Annotated in this window: 29 protein-coding genes and 2 tRNA genes; 8 read left to right on the top strand and 23 right to left on the bottom strand. The window is 37.7% G+C overall.

The window, feature by feature from the left end:
* Positions 1–92: 92 nt before the first annotated feature.
* The 13 genes from AB1498_07785 to hgcC form a co-directional block, all read right to left on the bottom strand.
* Positions 93–1,088, bottom strand: a complete 996-nt coding sequence (locus AB1498_07785) for a hypothetical protein (protein ID MEW6088190.1) — start codon at positions 1,086–1,088, stop codon at positions 93–95.
* Between the two features lie 481 nt (positions 1,089–1,569).
* Entirely contained in the window at positions 1,570–1,722 is a 153-nt protein-coding gene (locus AB1498_07780) for a hypothetical protein (protein ID MEW6088189.1), read from the bottom strand.
* Complete coding sequence (locus AB1498_07775; protein ID MEW6088188.1) at positions 1,707–2,168, bottom strand: MOSC domain-containing protein; 462 nt, start codon at positions 2,166–2,168, stop codon at positions 1,707–1,709. Before AB1498_07775 ends, AB1498_07780 begins: the two co-directional genes overlap by 16 nt.
* Before the next feature lie 91 nt (positions 2,169–2,259).
* Positions 2,260–2,595 (bottom strand): iron-sulfur cluster assembly scaffold protein, encoded by a 336-nt coding sequence (locus tag AB1498_07770; GenBank protein ID MEW6088187.1) that lies wholly within the window; start codon positions 2,593–2,595, stop codon positions 2,260–2,262.
* Positions 2,596–2,621: 26 nt separating this feature from the next.
* On the bottom strand, positions 2,622–3,569 hold the full coding sequence (locus tag AB1498_07765; protein MEW6088186.1) for an Mrp/NBP35 family ATP-binding protein: 948 nt from the start codon (positions 3,567–3,569) through the stop codon (positions 2,622–2,624).
* A 24-nt stretch (positions 3,570–3,593) separates the two neighbouring features.
* Entirely contained in the window at positions 3,594–4,232 is a 639-nt protein-coding gene (locus tag AB1498_07760; protein ID MEW6088185.1) for a class I SAM-dependent methyltransferase, read from the bottom strand.
* Positions 4,229–4,546, bottom strand: coding sequence for a DnaJ domain-containing protein (locus AB1498_07755; GenBank protein ID MEW6088184.1), 318 nt, complete (start codon positions 4,544–4,546; stop codon positions 4,229–4,231). The genes AB1498_07760 and AB1498_07755 overlap by 4 nt, the downstream gene beginning before the upstream one ends.
* A 19-nt stretch (positions 4,547–4,565) precedes the next feature.
* Positions 4,566–5,282 carry an MBL fold metallo-hydrolase gene (locus AB1498_07750; protein ID MEW6088183.1) on the bottom strand — a complete coding sequence of 239 codons (717 nt, stop codon included), beginning with the start codon at positions 5,280–5,282 and terminating at the stop codon, positions 4,566–4,568.
* 15 nt (positions 5,283–5,297) lie between these two features.
* Entirely contained in the window at positions 5,298–5,663 is a 366-nt protein-coding gene (locus AB1498_07745) for a NifB/NifX family molybdenum-iron cluster-binding protein (GenBank protein MEW6088182.1), read from the bottom strand.
* The gene (locus AB1498_07740; protein MEW6088181.1) at positions 5,660–6,139 is read right to left on the bottom strand and encodes a DUF134 domain-containing protein; all 480 of its coding nucleotides are present in this window, start codon (positions 6,137–6,139) and stop codon (positions 5,660–5,662) included. Before AB1498_07740 ends, AB1498_07745 begins: the two co-directional genes overlap by 4 nt.
* Before the next feature lie 752 nt (positions 6,140–6,891).
* The gene (locus AB1498_07735; protein MEW6088180.1) at positions 6,892–7,941 is read right to left on the bottom strand and encodes a DUF4325 domain-containing protein; all 1,050 of its coding nucleotides are present in this window, start codon (positions 7,939–7,941) and stop codon (positions 6,892–6,894) included.
* A gap of 107 nt (positions 7,942–8,048) precedes the next feature.
* The gene (locus AB1498_07730) at positions 8,049–8,942 is read right to left on the bottom strand and encodes an arsenite methyltransferase (GenBank protein MEW6088179.1); all 894 of its coding nucleotides are present in this window, start codon (positions 8,940–8,942) and stop codon (positions 8,049–8,051) included.
* A gap of 12 nt (positions 8,943–8,954) precedes the next feature.
* Positions 8,955–9,230, bottom strand: a complete 276-nt coding sequence (hgcC, locus tag AB1498_07725) for an HgcAB-associated protein HgcC (GenBank protein ID MEW6088178.1) — start codon at positions 9,228–9,230, stop codon at positions 8,955–8,957.
* A gap of 133 nt (positions 9,231–9,363) precedes the next feature.
* On the opposite strand from hgcC, the gene AB1498_07720 reads away from it, so the two are divergent.
* Positions 9,364–11,472, top strand: coding sequence for an HRDC domain-containing protein (locus AB1498_07720; protein MEW6088177.1), 2,109 nt, complete (start codon positions 9,364–9,366; stop codon positions 11,470–11,472).
* Here the strand turns inward: AB1498_07720 and pnpS are convergent.
* The 4 genes from pnpS to AB1498_07700 form a co-directional block, all read right to left on the bottom strand.
* Positions 11,438–12,619 (bottom strand): two-component system histidine kinase PnpS, encoded by a 1,182-nt coding sequence (gene pnpS, locus AB1498_07715; GenBank protein ID MEW6088176.1) that lies wholly within the window; start codon positions 12,617–12,619, stop codon positions 11,438–11,440. The genes AB1498_07720 and pnpS overlap by 35 nt on opposite strands.
* 87 nt (positions 12,620–12,706) lie before the next feature.
* Positions 12,707–13,393 (bottom strand): response regulator transcription factor, encoded by a 687-nt coding sequence (locus tag AB1498_07710; GenBank protein ID MEW6088175.1) that lies wholly within the window; start codon positions 13,391–13,393, stop codon positions 12,707–12,709.
* An 8-nt stretch (positions 13,394–13,401) separates the two neighbouring features.
* On the bottom strand, positions 13,402–13,839 hold the full coding sequence (locus tag AB1498_07705) for a hypothetical protein (GenBank protein MEW6088174.1): 438 nt from the start codon (positions 13,837–13,839) through the stop codon (positions 13,402–13,404).
* 128 nt (positions 13,840–13,967) lie between these two features.
* Complete coding sequence (locus AB1498_07700) at positions 13,968–15,941, bottom strand: sodium-translocating pyrophosphatase (protein MEW6088173.1); 1,974 nt, start codon at positions 15,939–15,941, stop codon at positions 13,968–13,970.
* 141 nt (positions 15,942–16,082) lie between these two features.
* On the opposite strand from AB1498_07700, the gene AB1498_07695 reads away from it, so the two are divergent.
* From AB1498_07695 to AB1498_07675, 5 genes are all read left to right on the top strand, one after another.
* Positions 16,083–17,687, top strand: coding sequence for a tetratricopeptide repeat protein (locus AB1498_07695; GenBank protein ID MEW6088172.1), 1,605 nt, complete (start codon positions 16,083–16,085; stop codon positions 17,685–17,687).
* Between the two features lie 125 nt (positions 17,688–17,812).
* Positions 17,813–17,887, top strand: a tRNA-Gln gene (locus tag AB1498_07690).
* A 114-nt stretch (positions 17,888–18,001) separates the two neighbouring features.
* Positions 18,002–18,613: a 5-formyltetrahydrofolate cyclo-ligase gene (locus AB1498_07685; protein ID MEW6088171.1), complete on the top strand. Its 612-nt coding sequence runs from the start codon at positions 18,002–18,004 to the stop codon at positions 18,611–18,613.
* Positions 18,614–18,714: 101 nt separating this feature from the next.
* Positions 18,715–18,790, top strand: a tRNA-Glu gene (locus tag AB1498_07680).
* 136 nt (positions 18,791–18,926) lie between these two features.
* A complete protein-coding gene (locus AB1498_07675) occupies positions 18,927–19,349 on the top strand; it encodes an EamA family transporter (GenBank protein ID MEW6088170.1) in 423 nt (140 codons plus the stop codon).
* Between the two features lie 29 nt (positions 19,350–19,378).
* On the opposite strand, the gene AB1498_07670 is transcribed toward AB1498_07675, so the two are convergent.
* The 4 genes from AB1498_07670 to AB1498_07655 form a co-directional block, all read right to left on the bottom strand.
* Complete coding sequence (locus AB1498_07670) at positions 19,379–20,464, bottom strand: radical SAM protein (protein MEW6088169.1); 1,086 nt, start codon at positions 20,462–20,464, stop codon at positions 19,379–19,381.
* Positions 20,465–20,478: 14 nt separating this feature from the next.
* Positions 20,479–20,757, bottom strand: coding sequence for a type II toxin-antitoxin system RelE/ParE family toxin (locus AB1498_07665; GenBank protein ID MEW6088168.1), 279 nt, complete (start codon positions 20,755–20,757; stop codon positions 20,479–20,481).
* Entirely contained in the window at positions 20,747–20,992 is a 246-nt protein-coding gene (locus AB1498_07660) for a CopG family transcriptional regulator (protein ID MEW6088167.1), read from the bottom strand. The genes AB1498_07665 and AB1498_07660 overlap by 11 nt, the downstream gene beginning before the upstream one ends.
* Before the next feature lie 107 nt (positions 20,993–21,099).
* Entirely contained in the window at positions 21,100–21,750 is a 651-nt protein-coding gene (locus tag AB1498_07655) for a DUF6448 family protein (protein ID MEW6088166.1), read from the bottom strand.
* Between the two features lie 327 nt (positions 21,751–22,077).
* Between AB1498_07655 and AB1498_07650 the strand changes: the two genes are divergently transcribed.
* On the top strand, positions 22,078–22,338 hold the full coding sequence (locus tag AB1498_07650; protein ID MEW6088165.1) for a type II toxin-antitoxin system RelB/DinJ family antitoxin: 261 nt from the start codon (positions 22,078–22,080) through the stop codon (positions 22,336–22,338).
* Complete coding sequence (locus AB1498_07645) at positions 22,338–22,607, top strand: type II toxin-antitoxin system YafQ family toxin (GenBank protein ID MEW6088164.1); 270 nt, start codon at positions 22,338–22,340, stop codon at positions 22,605–22,607. The genes AB1498_07650 and AB1498_07645 overlap by 1 nt, the downstream gene beginning before the upstream one ends.
* Positions 22,608–22,609: 2 nt before the next feature.
* Here AB1498_07645 and crcB read toward each other — a convergent pair whose 3' ends face one another.
* Both crcB and AB1498_07635 read right to left on the bottom strand, forming a co-directional pair.
* Positions 22,610–22,987, bottom strand: a complete 378-nt coding sequence (gene crcB / locus AB1498_07640) for a fluoride efflux transporter CrcB (protein ID MEW6088163.1) — start codon at positions 22,985–22,987, stop codon at positions 22,610–22,612.
* A gap of 63 nt (positions 22,988–23,050) precedes the next feature.
* Positions 23,051–24,505: a CsgG/HfaB family protein gene (locus tag AB1498_07635; protein MEW6088162.1), complete on the bottom strand. Its 1,455-nt coding sequence runs from the start codon at positions 24,503–24,505 to the stop codon at positions 23,051–23,053.
* Between the last annotated feature and the right edge of the window lie 143 nt (positions 24,506–24,648).

Raw genomic sequence — 24,648 nt, 5'->3', positions numbered from 1 at the left:
TACAGTTATCAAACAATATATTGAGTCACACAATCAAAATCCAAAAATATTTGTCTGGACTGCTTCTGTCGAATCTATTATGGATAAAATCGCTATAAGTAAAGATCTGTTAGAGACACTACACTAGCTCCAGCATCCCAGTATTTATTAAACTTGTATTCAAGAAAGCTGTAAAAACCACTTCTGTTCAGTTTCCCTGGCGGAACAATCCTTTTAAGTTTTAAATACTCGTTTTGAAAAAGCAGGCGGGAATGAGCCGAAGGCCATAGTTTATAAGTCACATCAGCGCCGACAATGTCAGTGTCGTCTTTATGGTGTGTGTAATGGGACCCGTAACCCGTTGCGCCGCTCGCCCCTATCTCCAGTTCTGATTTAATGGAAACAGGGAAAGAAAACCATAGCCGTGAAGTATAAACTTCTCCGCCCATGCCAAATTCTGATTCGGAACATTCGCCAGGGACAAGAAGCTCCTCGATATCATTTCCATCTGCATCCTTTACACCTGTAACCTCTTTTTCTTCGGGCTCATGCTCATGGGCTGGAATTTGCCATGCGCCAACATCAAGCTGAGCGAAAAAGGGCAGGGGGAAAAGATAGCTTAAATAAGCTCCTTCACCTACCAGTCCATAGTCCCCAAAAAAATTAGTTATTACCCGTGGTTGATCAACATAGGGACGATGATGTTGATGAACCTTGTTTATCTTTCCAAAATCAACATGAATCTTGCCGACTTTACCGCTTAGTTTATCAAAAAGTTTTAAAAAACTTATATAAACCTCGCAGATCTCTGGTTCGGTATTTTCTCCATGTTTATGCATGGCAAGAAAAATATCTGCACGCATTTCAGGATAAAGATACCCCTGCAAACTAAGTTCAATACTCCTTGTTGTTAATTTATTTCGCTCAGCATCATTTTTATCACTGCCTGCCTTCCCATAAAAATCACCGGTTACACTTATATCGGGAAGATTGGTTGACATTCCACCCATTCCCTGCCTGCTAAAATTTTCACCTGAATTATCCTGAGCAAAAATAAAACTTGTAAGGAGAAGGATAAAACTTAAAATAATTATTAAATGTTTTGACATTTTTACACCTCCGCAATAATTCAATAAATAGTAATTTTTTATTTGTGCCTTTAAACTATTTGTGGAGGAGCATGTGAGAAATTAGTAATTAAATAGATTTGTTGGAGAAAAACTTCATGTTGGAGTAATATAATTTTTGGAGAGATGTTGAAAGAAAAAAAGACAATTTTATTATTAAACAGATTCCCTTTAAAATTATTATCCCATGAACAAGCCAAGCAATTATGCTGTTCTTTTGAGGAAATTGAATTATAAGGAATAATATAATCTTCATTCGTATGATTATTTTGGTCCGAAATAGATTGATGGGAATATGTATTTAAACTACAGGTATGAAAAAAATAAGAAAATCCCAAAAGCCATAAATAAAAAATTGTAAGAAAAACGGAAATAAATTTTCGAGTCATACTACTTCTTTCATTCTAAAATTCATTTTAAATTTTAATAAATCTGATTCTTTATATTGTAATACAATTAACACCTATTTTAAAGGTCTTAAAATCATTTTTAAACTACTTATCAGATACTGAATATCATCTTCGGTATTGAAATATCCCAAACCAACTCTGACAGTGCCGCCGGGAAAACCACTTATAGTTTTATCATTCATAATTTGGATTAGTTTATTGTGCATATGATTATATCTCCAACTTTTATTTCACCGCCATGCACAACCTTTGCAAAAATACCTTCCTTTGGCATTACACAGTCCCCTATTTTTAAAAAAACCTGACACCCTGAATGGCATATCTTTCCAATCTGCGTTATTTCAAGCAATGCCTCGCCAATCTGCACTTTTGTGCCTAACGGCAAACGCAGAAGATCTATACCTTTAGTAGTTATATTCTCTGCAAAATCACCCGGATTAACAGCCAGTTTTTTCCTTCTCATTTTTGAAATAGATTCGACGGCTAAAAGACTGACTTCTCTATTCGGTGTCTTTGCATGCGCATCATTCTCGAGCCCAGAATTTTCTTTTAATAAAACCTTGGCTACACTTTTTTTACTTACACCTTTTTCTGAACTTATATTTACTGAAACTATCTCGCCAGTAATTACATTAGGCTTCTTTTTGGACATAAGTTCCACTTTTACTTCCTTTCTATAATATACTAATTTTAGATTCCTCTGCCTCTTCTATATCTTTTTCTAAAATATTACTCCTTAAATCTTATTCTTTCAGCAAGTAATCCGTAATGGCCCTGTATAGACTGGTTACAGCCAAAATGGAACAGTGGATATGGTCTTTTGGTATACCTTCCAATTCATTGATTACTGTCCATGGAGAAATGCTTAATGCTCCGTCAATTGATTTCCCCAGAGCTAAATGTGCAGTCATCGCACCACAGGCAACAGTAAAAATACAACCTTCTGTATAAAATTTAACCTCTTCTATTATGTCATTATCAATACGAAGATAAAACTCCATTTCATCTCCACAGGGACCTTTAACGTATGCCCAGCTTGTAGGATTATCCATCTTTCCAAAATACTTTATATCTTTCACAAAAGATTCCAAATCTTTCATAATCTTTAGTGCTGGTTTTTATTAATGGAATTTTCTAAAATTTTCCGAACAATTTCTTCAATTACTTTTGCTGTTTCACTTTCATTTCCTCCCGCAAACCCCGTTAGAGAATTTTGTCCTCTAACCCCGTTAGAAAATGAAGGTTTACCACTTTCTTCGTTTGTGGCTTTCTCTAACGGGGTAAATATGCTGCTTCCGGAAGAAAAATATATATAGGGTTTGCCTTCATCCCCTAATTTTACAATCTCTGGTTCAATGGGAATGCTCCCTAAGAACGGCACATTTAAATCTTTGGCTGCTTTTTCGCCGCCGCCTTTTTTAAACAAATCTGTTTTTTCTTTACAATGAGGGCATATAAATCCGCTCATATTTTCAATTATTCCTATCACAGGAATTTTTAATGCCTTGGCAAACATTACACTTTTTCTGGAATCTAAAATGGCAACATCCTGGGGAGTTGTAACAACTATTGCCCCATTTATATCCGGAATAAGCTGGCAAACAGTTAAAGGTTCATCTCCAGTTCCGGGAGGTGAATCAATAATTAAATAATCAAGCTCTCCCCAATTAACATCAGACAAAAATTGATTAATTACGCCCATCTTGACCGGGCCTCGCCAGATAACAGGCTCATCCTGATCATCAGTGGTCAAAGCAATACTTATTACTTTCAAATTTGATAAAACCTTTATTGGCTCTATTCCGGATTCCGAGGCTATCAGCCTTTTCTTTTCGATACCCATCATTTTAGGTACATTTGGGCCATGTATATCTGTATCTAAAACACCAACCTTATATCCCTCAATAGCCAGTCCGTATGCCAGATTAACTGATACTGTGGTCTTTCCAACCCCGCCTTTTCCGCTGATAACTATAAACTTATTTTTTATCTTTGCCAGATTCGCTTTAAGCCGTTCTTCCTGTTGTATTTCCTGCTCTGTTTGTTCTATCATAATTCTTTCCTTCCCTAATCTCTTTCATTCTTTTTTTGACATTATCTGCGCGGCGATTACAACGAAACCCCCGTCTCCATAGCCTTCCTTAACAGGCTCAATTGCAATTGTTCTCTTTGGGATTTTGAAGATTGTCTGATAAATATTAATGTGTTCGAACTTCAATTTTTTTAGCCAATCCAAAACTTGTCCAACAGAATAAAAGTTGGCATGCTTGTAAAATTTACTCTCTTTCTTCTTTGATTCATAAAATTTACCAAGAAAACTGTCTTTATCAACAATACCTATAATGATCTTCCCGCCTTTTTTTAAAACTCTTTTTGCCTCCTTTAAAACTTTTTGAGGATTTTTGACAAAGCATAAGGTGATAATAATTGCGACATAATTAAAGGTCGAATTTTCAAACGGCAATTTTTCTCCATAAGCTGCTCTTACATTAATGCCTCTCTGTTTAGCGGTTTCAAGCATTCTTTCAGATGGGTCGATTCCAAATTTAATCCCTAAAGCAGAGGCAAATCTTCCTGTGCCTACGCCAATTTCCAAACCTTTACCTCTTTTGGGTAAAACTTTTTTAATAGCTTCTAACTCTGATAAATAGGCAAATTTATTTTTATCATACCAGGCATCATATTCTTTATAATGTTTGTCAAATATATTGCTCATAAATCCAAATCGCCCAGCCATCCATCGTAGAACCGTTTTAGATGTTCGTAAACCTCTTTATCCATAGTATTCCTTTTTACATCCTTTTCCTTAAAAGAATATCTATAGCCTGCGCAATAAGTCATAAGAATATCTCTGGCAGAAGCTATTTTTTTAAACTTCTCCTCGCATTCCTTTTTCTTTTTATCCACACAACCATCGGGGTGATACTTCAAAGCTAATTCTCTATAAGCCGACTTTATCTCTTCCAGGCTCGCATACTCGTCTAAACCTAACGTTTGCCTTGCTTCATTGATCCATTTAAAATCTGCCATACGATATTCCTTGTTTTCCTTAAAGTTCCAAAACCTCTCCTGCATTTAAAGAGATATAATTATCGTTATATGCGTTTTTTAATAGCTGTTCTGCTCTTTTGCCTGTGCAATGCAAAGGTGCAACCTTTTGAACTCTATAATGTTTCAACTTAGATAAAACTTCTTGAATTTCTCCTATTGTTTTATCTTTCAAATGCAATCCACCTAAAACCAAATAGATATTTTCGTTAAATTGTTTTTTAACATTATCCAAAATATTTATTATCCCCGGATGGGCACAGCCGGTAACAATCGTTAGTCCTTTTGAAGATTTTACTATTAGTGATTGTTCATAAACCGGTTTGCGTTTGCCTTCTGATTCTCCATAGATTTGACCAGTTGTATAAATTTCATCTTTGATTTTTAATAAACTATTTGCCTCGATTACGTTTACACAAGAAAACCTTATCTTTTCTTTACTCTCCTGGGCAAAATCAGGGCAGATATATACCTTTATATTTTTACGGGTATCTGTTATATGGCAAAGACCTGAAATATGATCCCAGTCATCATGAGAGATAACTATGTGTTTTATCCTCGATAAATCAATATTTATCCTTTGAATATTGCTCAAGAAAATACCGGGATTTCCAAAGGTATCAAATAAAACGTCTTCACCTATCAGAAAAGAAACTCCCCATTTTCGGATGAATCTCTCCCATTTAGTTGAGCCAACAGCGATAAGTTTTATCCGCATTATTTTTGTTTAAAATTAATGACAGTCATGCTGGATACAGGAATTTTCAACGGTTATTTCCTGCAGTTTGCCATTTTTGTAATTCCTGATTATTTCTTCAACAATTCCTTCAGTTGTTCTATATGCCTTGATACCGCCTTCATTAAGTTTTTGCACTGCCCTGGTGCCCATACCCCCGCATACAACCGCGTCAATGCTTTTATTATCTAGTACTCCCATAGGATGACACGTTCCATGAAGATGATGCAAATTAGAATTTTTGATTATCTCAAAATTATTTTGCTTGCTGTCATAAATGGTGAAATATGGCGTGCTTCCAAAATGGCCATACACCTTTGCTGATTTTCCATCGGCTGTTTCTGTTGGAATACAAATTCTCATTTTATTGCCCTCCCACATTTTCCTCGACCATAACCACTGCTTCTATTCGTTCTGGCACAACCTCTGTCTTCTTCTGCCCTGTGGATATTTTTGCTTTTGCATTCAGGACATACCTGCGGTCTGCCGGTCCCATATGGCAGTTCCCATGAATGATTACAGTCACTGCATTTAAATTTCCTCATGTTTGTCATTTTATATACACCTCCTTCTATTTTTATTGCCTTTGCGTTTATTATTGCCTCGGCAATTTTATTGTGCGCGGAATTTATGATATTACCGAAGGTTTGCCGTGAAACCTTCATTTTCTCTGCCGCTTCCTCTTGATACAATCCTTCGAGGTCAGCAAGTCTTATTGCCTCAAATTCATCCAGCGTTAAATTGACCTCTTCAAGGCTTGTCAAAGGAATACCTCTCGGTTTAAAATAGCCTATTTGAGGTTCACTTTTTATGCACCTGCATTTAAAAGGTCTTGTCATACTCCCTCCATTAATATATTATTGGCATATGCTAATAATATGTTATCTAATGTTATCTGTCAAGAGAATTTTCAATGTTTTCCACAAAATTATTTTACAGAATTGCAAAGAGTAAACCCTCTATATTTTCTAACCCATCTTGATATTTTTTAAATATTTCAACTTTCCCGATGGCCTTCGATTTAAAAGGTTGGATGGGAGTATCCTTTTTGTATTCAAACGGTGTGAGGATTATTCCTATCGGCTTGACTTCCATATTTACATCTATCTCTTGCAAATTATACCATCGGAACTCTGGTTCTTTTATTGTAATATCTTGACGAATGTCAACTATATTTCTGTTAACACTTATTTTAATGGCCTTTTAGGTATATTTTCTACTCACACCCCGCCCCGATCTTCCTTGTTAAATAATAGGTGTTTTTGAGACAACGAAATCCCAGGCATTTGCAGAGTGATTATTTCCAACAAGAACAACCCCGTGATTATCAAAAGAGGGCCAAGAGCCTTTGACATGTATTTCTGCAAAAACTGCGCGGCCTGCGGAACGCTTAAAAGGGAACTGATAATAATCCAGCCGAGCGCCGCATACGCCGCCATCCTGCCTATGACGGAACACTATGCAGGTTTGTAAATTGGAATGTAAAACTGAATGTTGCCCCAGTACAGGCGGAATCTGCTCAAAAATCGTTTAAGTGGATAAAGAAGCAAGCTTCTCTTAATCGAATATAAATCTGCTTTTTTAACAGAGATTATTTTAGAAAAGACAGCTCCACTGATTTTTTTGCGCGGTTAATCATAAAATGTACGTTTTCATTGGCGTTAAGCGGCAGAACTGAAATCCCGGGATTATGCGATTTCCATACGTGAAAAACTTCATCGGCAAAACCCTGCCCAACTGTTTCAATATTTTTAAAATCCATGTAAATTGTTTTAAATTTATCCAGCCCGCTCAAGATTCTTCGCGCCTGTGACCGTGATACATATTCTAAACCCTTTTTATAAAGTTTTACAGTAACTTTTGTTTTTTTAAACTCAAATGAATCATCAGTGTATTCTCTAAATATGTTCCCAATCTGTTTTTCCGTATCAATATTTATTAAAAAAAATATTTTTGTGCCCTTGAAATACCTGATGTCTTTAATAAAAATATCATCTATTGTATTTTCAAAAATAAGTTTTTTCTTTGAGCTTTGTATGCTGAAAAAATCAGCAACCTTTGACGTAAAAAAAATCCCTTCACCGCTATGTTCCTGCGGGGCGGTAGTTTCTTTTCCCTTAAGCAAATCCTGTATGGCTTCAATGGAGTCTCTAAGGCGCTTTTTTTGCATTATATTATTATAAATACCTATTCCTCTGTCAACCACGTTAAAATTAATGTTTCTTTTATTCCGCACTATTGTTATTTCTATTTTTTTTGACTGTGAATGTTCAATAGCATTATTTAACATCTCTGTAAAAGCATAATTTATTATATCCAAAACATTTTTCGGGATATTAAATAAAACTCCGCTTTTTTGTTTAATTTCATTAAAGACCACATCTTCCGAAAGACCTTTGTTAACCAAAATGCGGTGGATCCTGGTAATGTTTTTCTGTGCCCGGTCTGCCAGCCTGCCTTTTGCCGGAACATAAAAAGCCTTATTTGCCCTTCCAAGCAGTTTTATTTCACCTTCATTTCTCAATTCCTGAAAATATTTGTTAATGTATTGCCTTGAATATCCGGTGGCTTTTACAATTTCCGATATTCTTGCGCTTCCGCTTTTTTTTATCCGTTTGATTATTAATGCAGGTATATCCACACATATCTCCTGTTTTAATTTACCCCCACACCAAAATCTTTGGTGCGGGGGTTTACAACTTTATTATATAATGATATTTTAAAGTTGTCAACAAGATGTCCATAGGATTATACAACTTTGTGATAAATCATATTTTCATAGTTGTCAACAAGATGTCTACCCGTGGATATTCCCCTGTTTTTAAACGCTGACACCTTTATACTGACAATGGATTTCCCTATTTCACACAGTTTTTCAAATGATATTTTCAAATTATTCATTACCGCCTTTGCTGTCGGGTCATTTGCCATGAATTCCACGGGAAAAGAATTTTCGTCAGCTATTCTTACTTCATCGAATCCCGCTTTTTTTACTGCGTCAATGTATTCATTTTTATTTATCGCGCCCGCGAGGCATCCGACATATGCCTCAATTGAATTTTTCACGAAATCCGGGAGCGCTTCCAGCAGGACAATATCCGAAACCATCATTCTCCCACCGGGTTTTAAAACCCGGAATGCCTCTTTAAACACCTTTTCCTTGTCGGGGGACAGATTGATTACACAGTTTGAGATTATTACATCAACTGAATTATTATCCACCGGCAGGGCCTCAATTTCTCCCAGTTTAAATTCCACATTTCGAATATTCCCTTTACCGGCATTTTCTTTCGCCTTTTCAATCATTTCAGGGGTCATGTCAATACCTATGACTTTCCCGTTTTTTCCAACCTTATTTGCCGCCAAAAAACAATCAAAACCGGCGCCCGAACCAAGATCGAGGACTGTCTCTCCTTTTTTTAGCGACGCTAACGCGGTTGGATTGCCGCAGCCAAGCCCGAGGTTGGCGCCTTCAGGAACTGACTTAAGTTCTTCCGTAGAATAACCTATATTTTTGCTTATGTGTTCTGCCGCGTTAACATTTCCGCAACACGATTTTTTAGGGACACAACAAGTACTGTCATTTTTTACAATCTTTGCGTAATTTTCCCTCACTATTTGTTTTATGTTTACATTTCCCATTTTCACTTCCTCCTATTTTTTAAATACATCATCCACAAGCGGGCCAAGAATACCTTTTACCATTTTTGCCAGTTCCTCCGCTTTGATTAAACTGATACAGCATATTTTCCCCTCTTTTTCAAAGCTTACCAGCGCCAATTTATCGTTTGCCCTGATGCCGGCTTTTTCCCGCACTTCTTTAGGCAAAACCATCTGTCCGCGCTCATCCACGTTAACGAGTGATTCAACCTTGCAGCACCCCATCGGCATTTCACTGCCGCAGCAGGCCACATCTCTTTTTTTTACCATTTTACTACCTCCATTTATTCTGATAATTCTGATTTTACTGAATAGTATACATAATCAGATTTATCTTGTCAAGTATTTTTTCACAGAAACCTTGACAGCAGTTTCCAGCAAGTATATAATTTTATAAATACATATGGAAACTACGCATGATTTCCAATCACAACTGGCTTTCGATTTTGTAAAATTCACGTGTAAAAATATTTTTCTCACGGGAAAAGCCGGCACCGGCAAAACTACATTCCTGCATAACTTAAAAAAAAATTTGCCTAAAAGGATGATAGTTACCGCGCCGACAGGTGTTGCCGCGATTAATGCGGGCGGGGTGACAATCCACTCGTTTTTCCAGATGCCTTTTGGACCTTGTATCCCCGGGGAAAAACAGGGGGACAATAGTAAAAAATTCAGCCGTGAAAAAATAAATATTATCAAAGGCCTCGATCTTCTTGTAATTGACGAAATAAGCATGGTAAGGGCCGACCTTCTTGACGGGGTTGACGGGGTGCTGCGAAGATACAGAGACAGGGACAAACCGTTCGGAGGGTTACAACTGCTTATGATAGGAGACCTTGAACAGCTTGCGCCCGTTGTGAAAGATGATGAATGGACGGTTTTAAAAGATTATTATGATACCGTATTTTTCTTTGGGAGCAAGGCACTTCAACAAACCCAATATGTAAGCATTGAACTTAAACATATCTACCGCCAGAGCGATAATGCCTTTATTGAGATTCTAAATAAAATACGCGAAAACACGTTAGATGACGACACACTGCGTGAACTGAATAAAAGATATATACCCGGGTTCAGCCATCGTGATGAAAAGGGATATATTTACCTTACAACCCATAATGCCCATGCCAAAAATATAAATGAATCGAAACTGAAAAGGCTGGCAGGGAAGGCGCACATCTTTAAAGCAGTCGTAGAAGGCGATTTTCCCGAATACGCATTCCCGACCGACCCCGGACTTACATTAAAAGAGGGCGCGCAGGTAATGTTTGTTAAAAATGACAGTTCACGCGAAAAGCTTTATTATAACGGGAAAATAGGTACGGTTATCTCCATTAAAGATGATTCCGTTTTTGTCCAATGCCCCGGTGGTACGGACCCGGTATTGGCACTTCCCGTTGAGTGGCAAAATATAAAATATTCCATTGATGAAACTACAAAAGAAATAAAAGAGGATGTTACCGGCACTTTCACTCAATATCCTCTAAAATTAGCGTGGGCCATTACCATTCACAAAAGCCAGGGATTGACTTTCGAAAAAGCCGTTATTGATGCCAATGCCGCCTTTGCCCACGGCCAGGTTTATGTGGCCTTGAGCCGTTTAAAAACACTGGATGGCCTGGTGCTGAACACGCCTATTTCACACAAAAGCATTAAAAGCGACCCAGCCATAAGGGCCTTTAGTCTTAATGCCAAACAAAGCCCTCCCGGTCAAAAACTTTTGGAGGAATCTAAAAACACTTATCAAAATATGCTTCTTAATGAACTCCTTGATTTTAACCTTATCCAGAGACAATTAAATTACTGCATAAAACTCATGGATGAATATAAGGCCAGTCTTTATCCCGGTCTTAAACAAATTTTTGACGGGATGAACGCGTCTTTTAAAACTGAAATTATGGATGCGGCAGAGAAATTCAAAGTTCAGTTAAGACAATTAACCGCTGAACAGAATAATATAGAAGAAAACCCGGATTTGCAGGACCGTATAAAAAAGGCCGGTATTTATTTTACCGAAAAAATCAATATCATTATCTTTAACATATTGCAAAATACCGGGATAGAAACAGACAATAAATCCGTGCAAAAATTGATAAGAGAGGCGTTGAAACGGCTCGGCGGGGAGGTAATAATCAAATTAGCCTGTTTCGAGGCATGCCGCGGAGGGTTTACCATAAAGGACTTTTTGACAGCAAAGGCGAAAGCCGCTATGGATAAACCCGAAATAAAACCTGCAGGGAAAGCCCCTGATAAACATATATCCTCTTATACCGCCCATCCCAAACTTTATCTGGACCTCAAAACATGGCGTGATAACAAGGCCGGTGAGCAAAATGTGCCGCACTTCATGATATTACATCAAAAAACTATTGTGCAACTGGCAAATGAGCTCCCGTCCTCTCTCAGGGAACTCAAAAAAATCAAAGGGATAGGCAATAAAAAGACCGAACAATTCGGTAATGAATTGCTTGAGTTAATCAAGGAATACCGTAATACGCCTGCGGAACACTAAAACCGAATATGGATCCCCTGCCCAACTCGGATTTCACCCATACCTCTCCGCCATGGGCCTGGACGATGTGCTTGACGATGGAAAGACCGAGACCGGTCCCGCCCAGATCGCGGGAGCGGGCCCTGTCAACGCGGTAAAATCTTTCAAAAATTCTCGGAATGGCCTCTTTTGGAATTCCAATCCCTGTGTCAGACACATTGACTTGAATAAATTTTTCTTTTGAAGAAGCGCTGATTTTTACCGAACCTCCTTCAGGCGTGTATTTTACCGCGTTATCGAGAAGGTTCAAAAAAACCTGGGAAAGGCGTTTACCATCCGCTGCCGCCTTTGGCAGGCCTTGTGGAATGTCCACATTTATTGAAATGGATTTTCTTTTTGCCTGGTTATCCAAAATTGAGATGGTTTGTTTCGCTATGTCCGAAATATCAACTATTTCAAGCGTAATTTTCATCCTTCCCGATTCTATTTTTGACAAATCCAGCAAATCATCGATTAATTTCGCAAGGCGGTCGCTGTCATGATGGATTATCTCAATAAAATCGCGCAGGTTCTTTTTGTCACCGATCGCCCCGTCCAGAAGGGTCTCGGCGTAACCTTTTATGCTTGATAAAGGGGTCCGCAATTCATGAGACACGTTGGCTACAAACTCACTGCGGATTTTCTCCAAACGTTTTATCTCAGTAATATCATGAAAGACTAAAATTGCCCCTTCTGTTTCTTTATCTTTAATTACAGGAACGCTGTTAATCAGGAAAAATTTTTCTTCCGGCAGGTTAAGCGATATTTCCTCAGAAATTAACTTTTGTTCCTCCAGCGTTTTCAATACAATATCATGAACGGAAATATTTGAAATAACCTCTAACGGCCTTTTACCCTCAGGCGGGAGTTCTATTATAAGGGTTTTTCTCAGCGACGGGTTAATCAGCAAAATTTCTCTTTTCCTGTCAACAACAAGCACACCTTCAACCATACTCGACAATACCGCTTCGAGTTTCGCCTTGTCAATGGAACTAATCTCTATCTGTTTATTTAATTTTAATTCTGTTTCCCGTGACAAAAATTTTAATTTTTGGATAAGCCGGTTTGCCTTGGAGAGTTTCAAAAGGAGGATGGAAATAATAATTACAAAAATTATATAAATTATCATTATTTTGTATTTAATTAACAATTGGCAATTAAGCATTAATTAAATTAATTATGAATTGTCAATAGTTAATGCTCAATTGTCAACAAGTTATTCTTCCTTGAACCTATACCCCATTCCTCTTATAGTCTCAATCATATTTCCGGATTTACCCAGCTTTTCCCTCAAACGCTTTATATGAGTGTCAATAGTGCGGGTATCAACCTCTGAATCAAAATTCCACACGTCTTGCAATAAACCATCCCTTGACTGGAGCCTGCCCCGCCTTTGTATAAGAGTGGCAAGTAATTTGAATTCCAGAGGCGTAAGTTCAACCTCTTTCTGGTTAATTGTAACCTTGTGCCTGGTTATATCCATGCAGATATTTCCTGCATCGAGGACATCTTTTTTGATTTCCTCCGGCATGGTTCTTTTTAAGATGGCTTTTATTCTTAAAACAAGCTCACGCGGGCTGAAAGGTTTGACAATATAATCATCCGCACCCAATTCAAAACCTACCACCCTGTCAACCTCTTCACCTTTGGCTGTGAGCATTATTACAGGTATGTTTTTAAATCTATCATCTTTTTTTATCAGCCGGCACACTTCAAAACCATCCATTCCGGGAAGCATAATGTCAAGTATAACAAGGACAAACGGTTCTTTTTCTAAAATCCCGGGGACAGCCTCGCCGCCCGCCGCTATGCTGCAGGCATAACCCGCTTTTTCAAGGTTATATTTAATTAATTTGGAAATATTTTTATCATCTTCCACTATGAGTATTTTTTCTTTTGACATAAAATTTTTTATTCTATTTTATATATTTCTTTCCCCAGCTTTTTCTGGAAAAATTGCAAATGCGGAATTTCTTCGCCCCGCAAAATAATATTTACCTTTTTAAATTCATCATCTTTTGTATTATTTATCAATTTGGTATAAACATGCACTGCCTCATATTCAAACAAATATTCAAAGTAAAACATTGCCTTTTCACCGAATAAACATATGATATGGGAAAAAACCGCGGCCGGGATTTCGACAACTTTTGGGAATGGAAATACCCCGCGGTTATATCTTTTTAAAAATTCCTTAATCATTGGAGAATGAGGTGTTTCCATTTCTTCAAAATGCAAAAATGTTTTCCTGTCTTCTTCATTTTTAAGATATCCCCTTTTAATTCTATAAAAAACAGGGGCGGTTAATTCAAAAATATACAGCCATTGGAATGTGGTTAATTCATGCATGTCAGCCTCCCGACATATTGATTTATTCTACATTAGAAATAATAAGATGTCAATTTAAAGGGCGGTTTAAATAAAAAGCCCCGTGTTTTTTACACGGGGCTTTGAAAAATATTCGCAATAATAAATTTCTATTTAAGAAACAACGGCGCGAAAACAAGAGAAACAACCGACATCAATTTAATCAAAATATTCATTGCCGGACCGGTTGTGTCTTTAAACGGGTCGCCAACTGTGTCACCGACAACTGCCACCTTGTGTGTCGGCGAACCTTTCCCGCCCAGATTACCCGCTTCAATCCATTTCTTTGCGTTATCCCACGCACCGCCTGTGTTCGCCATCATTATCCCGAATAAAACCCCGACCATGGTAGCCCCCACGAGAAAACCGGCAAGCATTTCTTTACCAAAAAGAAACCCTATGGCCAATGGCAGAACCACCGCACAGGCCCCAGGGATAATCATTTCTTTCAATGCACATTTTGTCGCAATATCAATACATCTTGCGGTATCCGGTTTTGCCTTTCCTTCCATAAGTCCGGCTATCTCTTTGAACTGGCGCCGGACTTCGAGCACCAATCCGTTTGCCGCGCGGCCCACTGCCTTCATTGTTATCGCGGCAATAAAAAACGGGACTACTCCTCCCACAAAAATCCCGAGTAAAACATTTGCGTTTGTCAAATCAATTGATTCCAGTTTTGCCTGCTGTCTAAACGCCACAAATAAGGCCAGGGATGTCAATGCGGCTGAACCGATTGCAAACCCCTTGCCGATTGCCGCGGTGGTGTTTCCAAGTGAATCCAGTGTATCCGTAATTTTCCGGACTTCAGGACCCGCGCCTGACATTTCGGCGATACCGCCCGAATTATCCGAAATCGGGCCGTATGAATCCGTTGACATTACAATCCCGATTGTTGAAAGCATCCCAACTGCTGAAATTGCAATTCCATAAAGCCCGGCGAAATAATAAGAAACAAAAATCGCAACACATATTGTCAGCATCGGGAGAATTGTGCTCTGGAAACCAACAGCGAGGCCCGTGATAATATTCGTGGCCGCGCCAGATACACTGCTTTGCGCTATTTCTTCAATAGGTTTGCCTGATGTGTAATACTCGCTTTCTTTGCCGATAAGAACTCCCGCACCCAAACCCGCCGCAATCGCCCAGAATACATCTATCTTGCCAAGCATATTCATCGTGGCAAAATAAGCCCCGATTATAAAAAGCACACAGCTTATATATGTCGCATAATTTAACGCCGACTGCGGGTTTATCTTCTTTAAAAAATCCATCGATGAAATCCCGATTACAGAAGCCACGAGGCCTATCATTATCAGAATAAGGGGAAGACCCATCAAGGCTGACCGAAGACCCTCATCTGTGACCAATCCCAAAACCATCGTAGATACAACCGCACCGATATATGATTCAAACAAATCCGCTCCCATTCCCGCCGTATCACCGACGTTATCACCTACGTTATCGGCAATAACCGCGGGGTTTCGCGGGTCGTCTTCAGGAATCCCTGCCTCTACCTTGCCGACAAGGTCCGCGCCTACATCCGCGCTCTTTGTGTAAATCCCGCCGCCGACACGCGCAAAAAGCGCCAGCGAACTTGCACCCATCGCAAAACCATTAATGATGTTTACATCTTTTGTAAAGTAATAAAAAATACCGATTCCAAGCACTCCTAACGCGGCAACGGAAATTCCCATTACGGAACCGCCGCGAAACGCAACCAATAAGGCATCTGCCGCACCCTTTGATTTAGCCGCCTGGGTAGTCCGGACATTTGCCCTTGTCGACGCGTGCATGCCAAATATCCCTGCGAGCATTGAACAGGTTGCCCCGCTTATGTATGCAACACTGGTCCATAACCCTACAAAATAAGCCAATACAAGAAAAATTATCCCGATAAACACAAATACGATTGTATATTCTCTCTTGAGGAAAACCATTGCGCCAAGATGAATCTGTTCCGCAATTTCCTGCATCTTTTCATTCCCGGCATCCTGTTTGAGAATCCATAAATAAATAATCACAGCCACTCCTATTCCCAAAAGACCGAGAATAGGTGCAAAAACAGTCCAGCCAACCATTTGCATTTGTTATATCCTCCTTATATTTATTTTAGTTAATTAAAATTTAAGACAAATTATTATATCATGATTTTTTTTCATGTCAATCCAGATAATATAAAAATTTTATTGAAAATATCTTATAAAAAAATGGTATAATAATGTGTTATGAGGAAAATTTTTTCTATATTTATTATTGGGTTTTTTATCTTTTTTCATACAAACCTGTCCGCGTCTATTTACGAAGATTTTAAAGACGACATCGAAAAATATAAAAAAATAACAGACGCAGACCCGAATAATTTTGACGCATTTTATAATCTTGGAAGGTTCTATGAAATTACGGACAATAGTAAAAATGCGATTACAGCGTATTCAAAAGCTATTTCTTTAAGACCAAACAGTATTGAGGCCAATTTTGCGAAGATAGATTTATTCAAAAAACTTAACAAAGAAGAGGAACTTATCTCAGAATACAATGAAAAAGTATGCAGTACTAAGGAAGAAAATCTTCTAAACTACTTATTCCTTGGTTATGCCCTTAAACAAAACCAGACAAAAATACTCCAATATAACAAAAGTATTGAAATAAATCCTGATTTTTTCTGGGCACATTTTGAACTGGGGAATGTTTTCATTAATATGGAAATCTGGCACAAGGCAAAAGAAGAATTTCAGACAGCGTTGAAAATCAATCCAAAATCAGACATTACACTGGCCAAACTGGCTTATGTATATTCCCAAATCGGAGAGATGGATAATGCAAAAAAACATATTGATAAAGCGCTGAATCTAAATCCAAGCTCTGCAATTGCATATTATACATCAGCTGTTATTGCTGAAAAAGAACGAAATTTTGAGGCCGCAAAAGAAAATCTGGTGCTTGCAAAAGTTCTTGACCCGCTTTATTCCCCTATTTATTATAAATTAGGGGAATTGTATGTAAAAAACAATCTTCTGAAAGAAGCCGAAGAGGAATTGCTTAACGCGAAAAAAATGGGTTATTCAAAAATAGATTTATTTATATCATTAAGTAATTTATACATGGAAATAAACCAGCTCAGTAAAGCCGAGAAGGAATTAAGAGAAGCTATAAAAATAGACCCTTACGCCCAAATCGCATATACCAGTCTTGTAAAAATATATAAAAAACTGGGGGATAGCAATAAAACCATTGAAACTTTAAAAGAACTTGTTAAAAGCAACTCGGAAATCCCTGAACCTCACATTATGCTGAATGAAATATACCTGGAACAAAAAATGTATCCCGAGGCTATAAAGGAAATGCAGAAGTTACTGGAACTTGGAGTAGATAACGTTTCTATTAGAAATAATCTCGGCATTATTTATGAAGAAATACAGGACTATAATAAAGCGATAGAGCAATATAAAATTTCGATCAACATGGATTCCACTAATGCGTTTTCATATAGTAATATAGCAGGTGCATACCTGAAAAAAGATATGTTTGATCAAACCATTATTTTCGCCAGGAAAGCCATTGAACTGGATCCAAACAACATATTTGCTTATAATAACTTAGGGACCGCGTACAGCAGTAAAAGTATGTTTAAAGAGGCAATTGAAGCCCTTGAAAAAGCCATAAATCTTGACAACACACAGGCTATCCTATATAATAATTTAGGTGCCGCTTACGCGGCATCCGGACAGGTTCAAAATGCCAAAAAAGCGTGGGAACGGGCTTTGACTATAGATCCTACCATGGAAATGGTAAAAAACAATCTGGAATTATTAGAAAAAACCAGCAAATAGAAATTGTATTTTGTGTGTGTAATTTGTAGTTTGGAAAAATTTTTCGTTTAGTATTATCCATCCTTTCAAATTTCAAAGTACAAATAACAAAATACTCAAAAATTTGAGTGGAACGAAAATTTTTATGGGGAGTGGTCTAATGGCAGGACAACAGACTCTGGATCTGTCAGGTGAAGGTTCGACTCCTTCCTCCCCAGCCAGTCCCGATGTAACATCGGGACAGAGCAATCGAGAATCGAAAATTGAAATTTGATTACGTAAGACTTCTATTGCGGTCAATTTTCTATTATCGATTTTCAAAGATACAGCAAATCATGAATATCAAGACACTTCCTTTGACCAAATCCACCTTCCGCCAAAAAGGCCTTGAAGCCCGGGAAAAATTATCTCGTAGTCAAATAGAAGAAAAAAACAGAAAAATAACACAACATCTGACAACACTGCCTGAGATTAAAAATTCTTCTGAGATATTTTGCTATCTTTCTTCGGACGAAAAAAAAGAAGCAGGAACAAATCAATTTATCTCATGGGCGTTAGAACAAAATAAAAATATTTATGTCCCGCGTTCAAACTGGCGGAAAAAAACACTGACACTTCATAAACTGCCTGCCTTTCCGCCCGATAAAAAATATTTTGATGAAAAATATGGCATACCGGAGCCTAAAGAAGATTATAATCTGCAAAGTGACCTGTCAAAATTAGAAATAGTGATACTCCCGGGCACTGCAGGAGACCTGAAAGGCGCGAGATACGGTCTTAAGGCCGGTTTTTACGACAGATTTCTTGAAAGATTATCTAAAACCAATAAAACATTTATTCCCGTTCTTATTTTATTTGAAGAACAAATCTTCCCCCAAATCCCGCGCGAAGAACACGACTTTCCGGTAAAGATCATTGTTACGGAGAAAAAAATATATCGGATATGATTTATATCAAAACATAAAACTTATTGACGATAAAAAGCAATTAAGCTATAATTCCGCTTTATAAACTTAACACTTACAACTTGAAACTTATAACTATTGCCGGCGCTATCGTCTAGTGGTCTAGGACACCGCCCTCTCAAGGCGGGGACACGGGTTCGAACCCCGTTAGTGCTACCACCCGAAGCCTTGGCGAAGGGTGACGAATCCAACACTGAGCTACAAGTGGCTCTCAGCCGATATTTGAAAGTATTATAAGTATATTCTGGTTCGAACCCTGGGAAAGAGGTTTGGAGAAAAACGGGAGACAGAAAAAATGAAATCAGCCGGTTTTATATATTCCCTGGTTACCGCGCTTATCTGGGCATCAGCGGCAATCTGTGATAAAATAGCAATGACAAAGGCGTCACCGATTGTTGCTGTTACTGTACGAAGTTTTACAGTCAGCGTTTTCGCTTTTTCCCTTTTACTTTACAGCAAAAAAACCACACAGCCTTTCACCCTTGATTTAAAAACTATTTTCTTCATCGCGCTGGCGGGAATATTAGCCGGGCTTATCGGCCAGTGGACATATTTCAAGGCACTTCAAAACTGGGAGGCATCAAGGGTCGTGCCGGTAGCCGGAAGTTATCCGCTTTTCGCTTTTATTTTCTCGACAATTCTTCTAAGCGAGCCCGTGACAATCAAAAAAATATCAGGTACAATACTCGTAATACTCGGTGTTATTTTACTTTCATAGGAGCGGGGTTACCCGCCTTTGTGCAGCATTTAGATGGGACGAGGAAACCTTGCCCCTACAAAATTATCAATTTCAACATTATTTTTTGGCCTCCAGCCAAGCGTTTTTTCCCAGACCTCCGGGCTTTCCATGCAAAGATAAACAGGAATACCCTTATCAAATTTTTTGATTTTATCCGCCAGCTTTTTGAACATTTCGATTCTGATAGGTTTAAAATACCGCATCTTGTTGTCCAGCCCCGGTATCAGCTCGCCATAGATAATTTTTGTGGCCGGGGCTTTTTTCTTAATATTTTCTTCCATACCGGAAACGAAACGAAGCGCCCCCAAACTGATCCATGCTATCCGGATGGAATTTACATGTTGAAAAATCTTTTCAATTACTTCACCATATTCCTTTTCCCAATTGTCATAATTAATCAAAGGGTCAAAATGGAACCCGATCCAATAGCCTTTTTCCTGGCACTTTCGCGCCGCAGCAAGCCGCTCTTCCAAACCAGGCGCACCTCTTTCTTCCTCTCTTATAATCCGGGAGGTATTTAACGACCAGGAAATAATTATATTCTCTTTTGGACATAATGATAATAACCTTCCAACATTATCCGATTTTGTCTTCAGCTCCAGGACAGCATTCTTCCGTTCTGAAAAAAAATTTACAAGATCCTTGTTAACATCAAGATAATTATCCAGCGCAAGGCTGTCTGTGAATTCACCTGTCCCGATGCGGAAGAACCTATCGGGATAACGGTTCAAAAAATCCTCTAATTCCGTAAACATATCATTAATATTGGCAAAGATATTTAAATACGGGAATTCATAAGTTTGGAGGGCGCAGTAACTGCAGGAAAAAGGACATCCATGGGCCATGTTAATTATCCAGTAATTACAGCAAAGATAATTTCTGGTCCCGGGACAAAGCCTGAGGAATTTTCCTTTATGGCGGGTCAAACGCCAAACGTTTGTAGTAGGGGCGGTTCCGCAGGCGGGCGAACCGCCCTTACGGATATCGATAATTTCAGCCAGATTAGGAAATTTCGATTGTATTTTTTGTGAAAAAGGCAGATTTGCAACATCTTCATCAATATAAATTTTTTGAGGGATAAATTTTAATAACATTGAACAAGGTTTTATTAATCATAGGCTGTTTTTCTTGGCTTTATGGATAAAATATCGACCACTTTTTCTTCTTCATTAATTATATAAAACACCCTAAAATTTCCGATTCTATATCTCCATGTATCGGGGACATAACCACGCAACTTTTTAATATTATTCCCATATTGAGGCCTTTGCGCCAATTGAGGGTAAATATAACTTTTCAATTTTGACTCAATAAATCGTTGGCCCTTTTTATCAATTTCTTTCAGTTTCTTAGAAAACTCTTCCGTTTCGAATATTTTATAAGTCAATGAATCTGCCCCTTTTCAACTTAGCGTCTTTTATCCCCTTTTTTATACTTTGATTCAGGCTGATGTCTCTTATAATTTCATCCATCTCGAAATCATCAACATACTCAATTTGTTCCATATACCTCATGGTTGCGGTTTCAATAAAATTTGATAACGGCCTATTATCTTGTTCTGCAAAATCTCTTATTTTCCTGTAAATAGATTCATTTAATCTTAAAGTAACTGTTTTCGGCATATTGCACCTCAAATATAATTTATTCTTATTAGTTCTATTATATTCATTTATTTCAAAAAATCAAGCAAATTTACAAATTATTTTTGCAAATATAATAAACAAAACAATTAATGTTTATGCTCTTTTTTTTCTCCACTCTCTGATTCCCCGTGATGTCCTGTTTCGGCAGAAATAGTGGAATGTATCTTCTCCACAAAATGCACAAACACCACATATGCCTCGACATATTCACGGCCTGTCTCGACACTTTCGCTGGCATGCTTCTTCTTTTCCATTAAATGATTGAAACGCTCATGTATTCCTTCAGATACATGTGTTGATATTCTTTTTGCAAGGTCATCCACCGCCCCACCCTCTATCGATTTATCAGCTAAAGCCACTATAGGTTCAATTTCTCCCACAGGTTTAAGCCCTGTATAAGGCGCTCCTTCCCCAGCGCGGTGAATACGGACAAGCGTCTCAAAGAAATACATATCCGCTAATTCTTTCGCCTCCGGGTTTAATTTGCGGACGGCAAGTGTTTTTTCAAAAGCCGTTTTTATCTCAGCCTCATCTTTTTTCTGGACCCATTTAAGAATAACATCCGCGTTCCCGCTTTCCAACGCCCTTTGCGCATCTTTAATAACAGGCCCGCCCATTGTATCGCAATGGGCAAAAACAAACGAACCTAAAACCGGAAATAACTTATGATCTCCAAAAAGAACGACTATCAGCAGGACAATAAACGAAACCAGCACTAAAATAAATCTGTCTTTCATAGTAAGCCCTCCCTTCCTTTATTTCTAAAATATTTTATACTCTTCATTTGCTTTGTCAAGCGGATTTCTTAAGATTTGACGCCGATAGATTACCCGTCCGTAACTATATTGAGCGTTTCCTTTAGAATCGCTTTGCATTTATCTTCGTTCATAACATCCCGTCTTTTCTTTACACTATCTTATTTTACTTATTTTATCAGAATATAGTATAATTTGAAAATAGAAATTTACCTATTTTAAGATTTTTTAATGAGTTTTCTATTGGATTGACTTTGTAGCCCATTTGTGCTATATTAAAGAAAATTAAAGGAAGGAAGTGAAAGTAAAATGAGTAAAACCGCTACAATAAGGGCTCGAATTGAGCCTAAATTAAAAAAAGAGGTGGAAAATCTTTTAGAGAATTTAGGCATATCTACAAGCGAGGCAATAAATATTTTTTATCATATGATAAAATTAAGGAAAGGCTTGCCTTTTTCAATTGTTGTTCCCAATGAAACAACAAGAAATGTATTTGAAGACACAGACGCTGATAGAAATGTGATTCATTGCTTAGGCACGGATGAAATGTTTAAGAAGCTGGGGATATAATGCTAAAGCCGGCATATACAAAACAATTCCAAAAAGATTTAGAAAAGGCCCGAAAAAGAAGTAAAAACATTGAAAAAATAAAAGCAGTTATCGTCCAACTGACACATGAAAAACCGCTTGATAAAAAATATAAAAACCATAAACTTATAGGTAATTACAAAGACAGGCAAGAATGCCATATTGAACCTGATTGGTTATTGATTTATAAAATAACAAAAGAAGAAATCGTTTTTGAAAGAACCGGCACACATTCTGATCTTTTTAAATAAAATTATAAAATCCCCGAAAGCCTGTATCCAACCCAAACCGCGATCAATCCGATAACTACCTGCGAAACAATATTAAATCCGGCTGTCCAAATTTTTCCGTTATTTAATAAAAGAAAAGTCTCGTAACCAAAAGAGGAAAATGTCGTGAACCCGCCGAGAATCCCGGCAAATAAAAAAAGCCTTGCCTCGGGAGCAAATCCCTGGCGCAAATTAACAACACCGCCAAGAAAACCAATTATCAGGCACCCCAGAATATTTACGGTAAATGTCCCGTAAGGAAACTCCGGATTATTCAATAATCTGGTGACCCAATTACCTAAAAGATACCGGAATATCGAGCCGATAAAACCGCCCATCCCGACAAGTAAAATTTTAAACATATTTAATATCCTCCGAATTAACATTTTTTAAATTTGCATAAAATAAGGCCGTCAATAAAAATACTAATCAGGGATTGACTCTTCTCCTAATTTAGTTCTTATTTCCTCATAAGCCTTTTTTGCAGCATCTGCGTCATGGCTTATTTTTTCGAGCTGTTTTTTTGCCTGATCAGCCATATCTCTTAAACGTTTTGATTCAATACTTGCCTGGTTTGCTGCTGCCCTGAGTGTTTTAGCCCCTGCCTCCTTTTGTTTTGCTGTTGCTATTTGATCCTGCCCAATTACCGGAGGCAAATTTTTTTTATAGGTTTCTATTGTCGCTGACTGGGCCTGTAATGAATCGAGCTTTTCTTTTGCAAACTTTACTTCATCTTCCGCTTTTTTTACATCAGGGTTTACGGTTTCTAATTCTCCGGTATAACTATCGTAAGTTTTCTTAATATCATCATGTTTTGCTTGTACTGTTTCCAATTCTGCTCTGGTTTCATCGGCTTTTTTCTTAAATTCTTCAGCCGCCCCGTGATTACCCCTGATAGCTTCTACTCTTTGTTTAGCCTGACAAATATTAATTTGATTTTTAAGTTCATTTATCTTATCATAGTAACCCTTTAATTCCAATTCAATCTCTTTTATCTTATTCTCAATGATGATTTTATTCCCCGATTTCCTTTTTAAATTCTCTGTGATTGCCGTTAATTTACCCTCGGCATCTTTAATCTCAGACTGTAATACGGCTGATTGCCGGGCTATCGCTTCAGGATTTATTCTTAATGCCTCACTTTCTGCCTGTTTTGCACGCGATTCCATATCATTCGCTTTCTCTCTGGCTTCTTTTGCTTTAACCTCCAATTCATCAACTTTTGTTTTCAAATCTTTAGATTTTAACTCTGTGTCTTCCGAAAGCTTTTTGACATTTTCAATTTTTATCTTCGCGTCTTTTGAAGAGTTTTTACTTTTCTTTATAACAGGAACAAGCACCTGTTTAACCATTTTACGGCAAAGAAAATTAAGCGATTCTATTTTCCCAAAATCAAGAATATATGCAAAACTGCTTCCTGTCGCTGAATAATCAGCGTTCCATATAAGAGAGCCGTCTTTTGTGTCAAGCATACGGATGTTCATTGAAATCACAGGGTCGTCCTTCTTCTCTACCTCAAAGGTATCTATTGTCCCTATAATTACCGCATTCGCCCCTAATGTTTCACCTATCTTCTGGACGTCAGAAACTTCTATGGTGCTTACTCCCCCCTTTACCCTTACTTTTACTTCCTTTAATGCTCTTTCAACTTCACCCGCTTCAATTATATCAAACCGCTTGGAATTACGTAATTCCAATGAAAAAAGACTCGCTAATTTATCTCCCGCATTTTTATCTTTGCTGGTGTTGTCAAAAGGAATTATAGCTATCTTTTTTATTTTATGTAACGGCACCTCCTCTTTAATATAAGTCTGCATATAAGATTTACAACCTGTACTTATAATAAACATGCTGAATATTAATAAAATTGATTTTTTCATTATTGTCCCTCCCTTCAATTTTACGTAATGTCAAAAATCTCTTTGACATTTTATTAAAATTCCTTATCATTATCGATAAAAATCAACTTTTTAAATGCTCCCCCCTGTTTTTAAGAAAATTTTGAGGTATAATAATCATCATA

Source organism: bacterium (assembly GCA_040754625.1).
GTDB lineage: Bacteria > JACRDZ01 > JAQUKH01 > JAQUKH01 > JAQUKH01 > JAQUKH01.
The sequence above is the reverse complement of the archived record's forward strand: the minus strand, read 5'-3'. Positions and strand labels throughout refer to the sequence as shown.

Excerpts from the sequence above, each read along its gene's own strand:
- AB1498_07785 (MEW6088190.1), bottom strand. The coding sequence starts at position 1,088 with ATGTCAAAACATTTAATAATTATTTTAAGTTTTATCCTTCTCCTTACA.
- AB1498_07780 (MEW6088189.1), bottom strand. The coding sequence starts at position 1,722 with ATGCACAATAAACTAATCCAAATTATGAATGATAAAACTATAAGTGGT.
- AB1498_07775 (MEW6088188.1), bottom strand. The coding sequence starts at position 2,168 with ATGTCCAAAAAGAAGCCTAATGTAATTACTGGCGAGATAGTTTCAGTA.
- AB1498_07765 (MEW6088186.1), bottom strand. The coding sequence starts at position 3,569 with ATGATAGAACAAACAGAGCAGGAAATACAACAGGAAGAACGGCTTAAA.
- AB1498_07760 (MEW6088185.1), bottom strand. The coding sequence starts at position 4,232 with ATGAGCAATATATTTGACAAACATTATAAAGAATATGATGCCTGGTAT.
- AB1498_07755 (MEW6088184.1), bottom strand. The coding sequence starts at position 4,546 with ATGGCAGATTTTAAATGGATCAATGAAGCAAGGCAAACGTTAGGTTTA.
- AB1498_07750 (MEW6088183.1), bottom strand. The coding sequence starts at position 5,282 with ATGCGGATAAAACTTATCGCTGTTGGCTCAACTAAATGGGAGAGATTC.
- AB1498_07745 (MEW6088182.1), bottom strand. The coding sequence starts at position 5,663 with ATGAGAATTTGTATTCCAACAGAAACAGCCGATGGAAAATCAGCAAAG.
- AB1498_07740 (MEW6088181.1), bottom strand. The coding sequence starts at position 6,139 with ATGACAAGACCTTTTAAATGCAGGTGCATAAAAAGTGAACCTCAAATA.
- AB1498_07730 (MEW6088179.1), bottom strand. The coding sequence starts at position 8,942 with ATGGGAAATGTAAACATAAAACAAATAGTGAGGGAAAATTACGCAAAG.
- hgcC (MEW6088178.1), bottom strand. The coding sequence starts at position 9,230 with ATGGTAAAAAAAAGAGATGTGGCCTGCTGCGGCAGTGAAATGCCGATG.
- AB1498_07720 (MEW6088177.1), top strand. The coding sequence starts at position 9,364 with ATGGAAACTACGCATGATTTCCAATCACAACTGGCTTTCGATTTTGTA.
- pnpS (MEW6088176.1), bottom strand. The coding sequence starts at position 12,619 with ATGATAATTTATATAATTTTTGTAATTATTATTTCCATCCTCCTTTTG.
- AB1498_07710 (MEW6088175.1), bottom strand. The coding sequence starts at position 13,393 with ATGTCAAAAGAAAAAATACTCATAGTGGAAGATGATAAAAATATTTCC.
- AB1498_07705 (MEW6088174.1), bottom strand. The coding sequence starts at position 13,839 with ATGCATGAATTAACCACATTCCAATGGCTGTATATTTTTGAATTAACC.
- AB1498_07700 (MEW6088173.1), bottom strand. The coding sequence starts at position 15,941 with ATGCAAATGGTTGGCTGGACTGTTTTTGCACCTATTCTCGGTCTTTTG.
- AB1498_07695 (MEW6088172.1), top strand. The coding sequence starts at position 16,083 with ATGAGGAAAATTTTTTCTATATTTATTATTGGGTTTTTTATCTTTTTT.
- AB1498_07685 (MEW6088171.1), top strand. The coding sequence starts at position 18,002 with ATGAATATCAAGACACTTCCTTTGACCAAATCCACCTTCCGCCAAAAA.
- AB1498_07675 (MEW6088170.1), top strand. The coding sequence starts at position 18,927 with ATGAAATCAGCCGGTTTTATATATTCCCTGGTTACCGCGCTTATCTGG.
- AB1498_07670 (MEW6088169.1), bottom strand. The coding sequence starts at position 20,464 with ATGTTATTAAAATTTATCCCTCAAAAAATTTATATTGATGAAGATGTT.
- AB1498_07660 (MEW6088167.1), bottom strand. The coding sequence starts at position 20,992 with ATGCCGAAAACAGTTACTTTAAGATTAAATGAATCTATTTACAGGAAA.
- AB1498_07655 (MEW6088166.1), bottom strand. The coding sequence starts at position 21,750 with ATGAAAGACAGATTTATTTTAGTGCTGGTTTCGTTTATTGTCCTGCTG.
- AB1498_07650 (MEW6088165.1), top strand. The coding sequence starts at position 22,078 with ATGAGTAAAACCGCTACAATAAGGGCTCGAATTGAGCCTAAATTAAAA.
- AB1498_07645 (MEW6088164.1), top strand. The coding sequence starts at position 22,338 with ATGCTAAAGCCGGCATATACAAAACAATTCCAAAAAGATTTAGAAAAG.
- crcB (MEW6088163.1), bottom strand. The coding sequence starts at position 22,987 with ATGTTTAAAATTTTACTTGTCGGGATGGGCGGTTTTATCGGCTCGATA.
- AB1498_07635 (MEW6088162.1), bottom strand. The coding sequence starts at position 24,505 with ATGAAAAAATCAATTTTATTAATATTCAGCATGTTTATTATAAGTACA.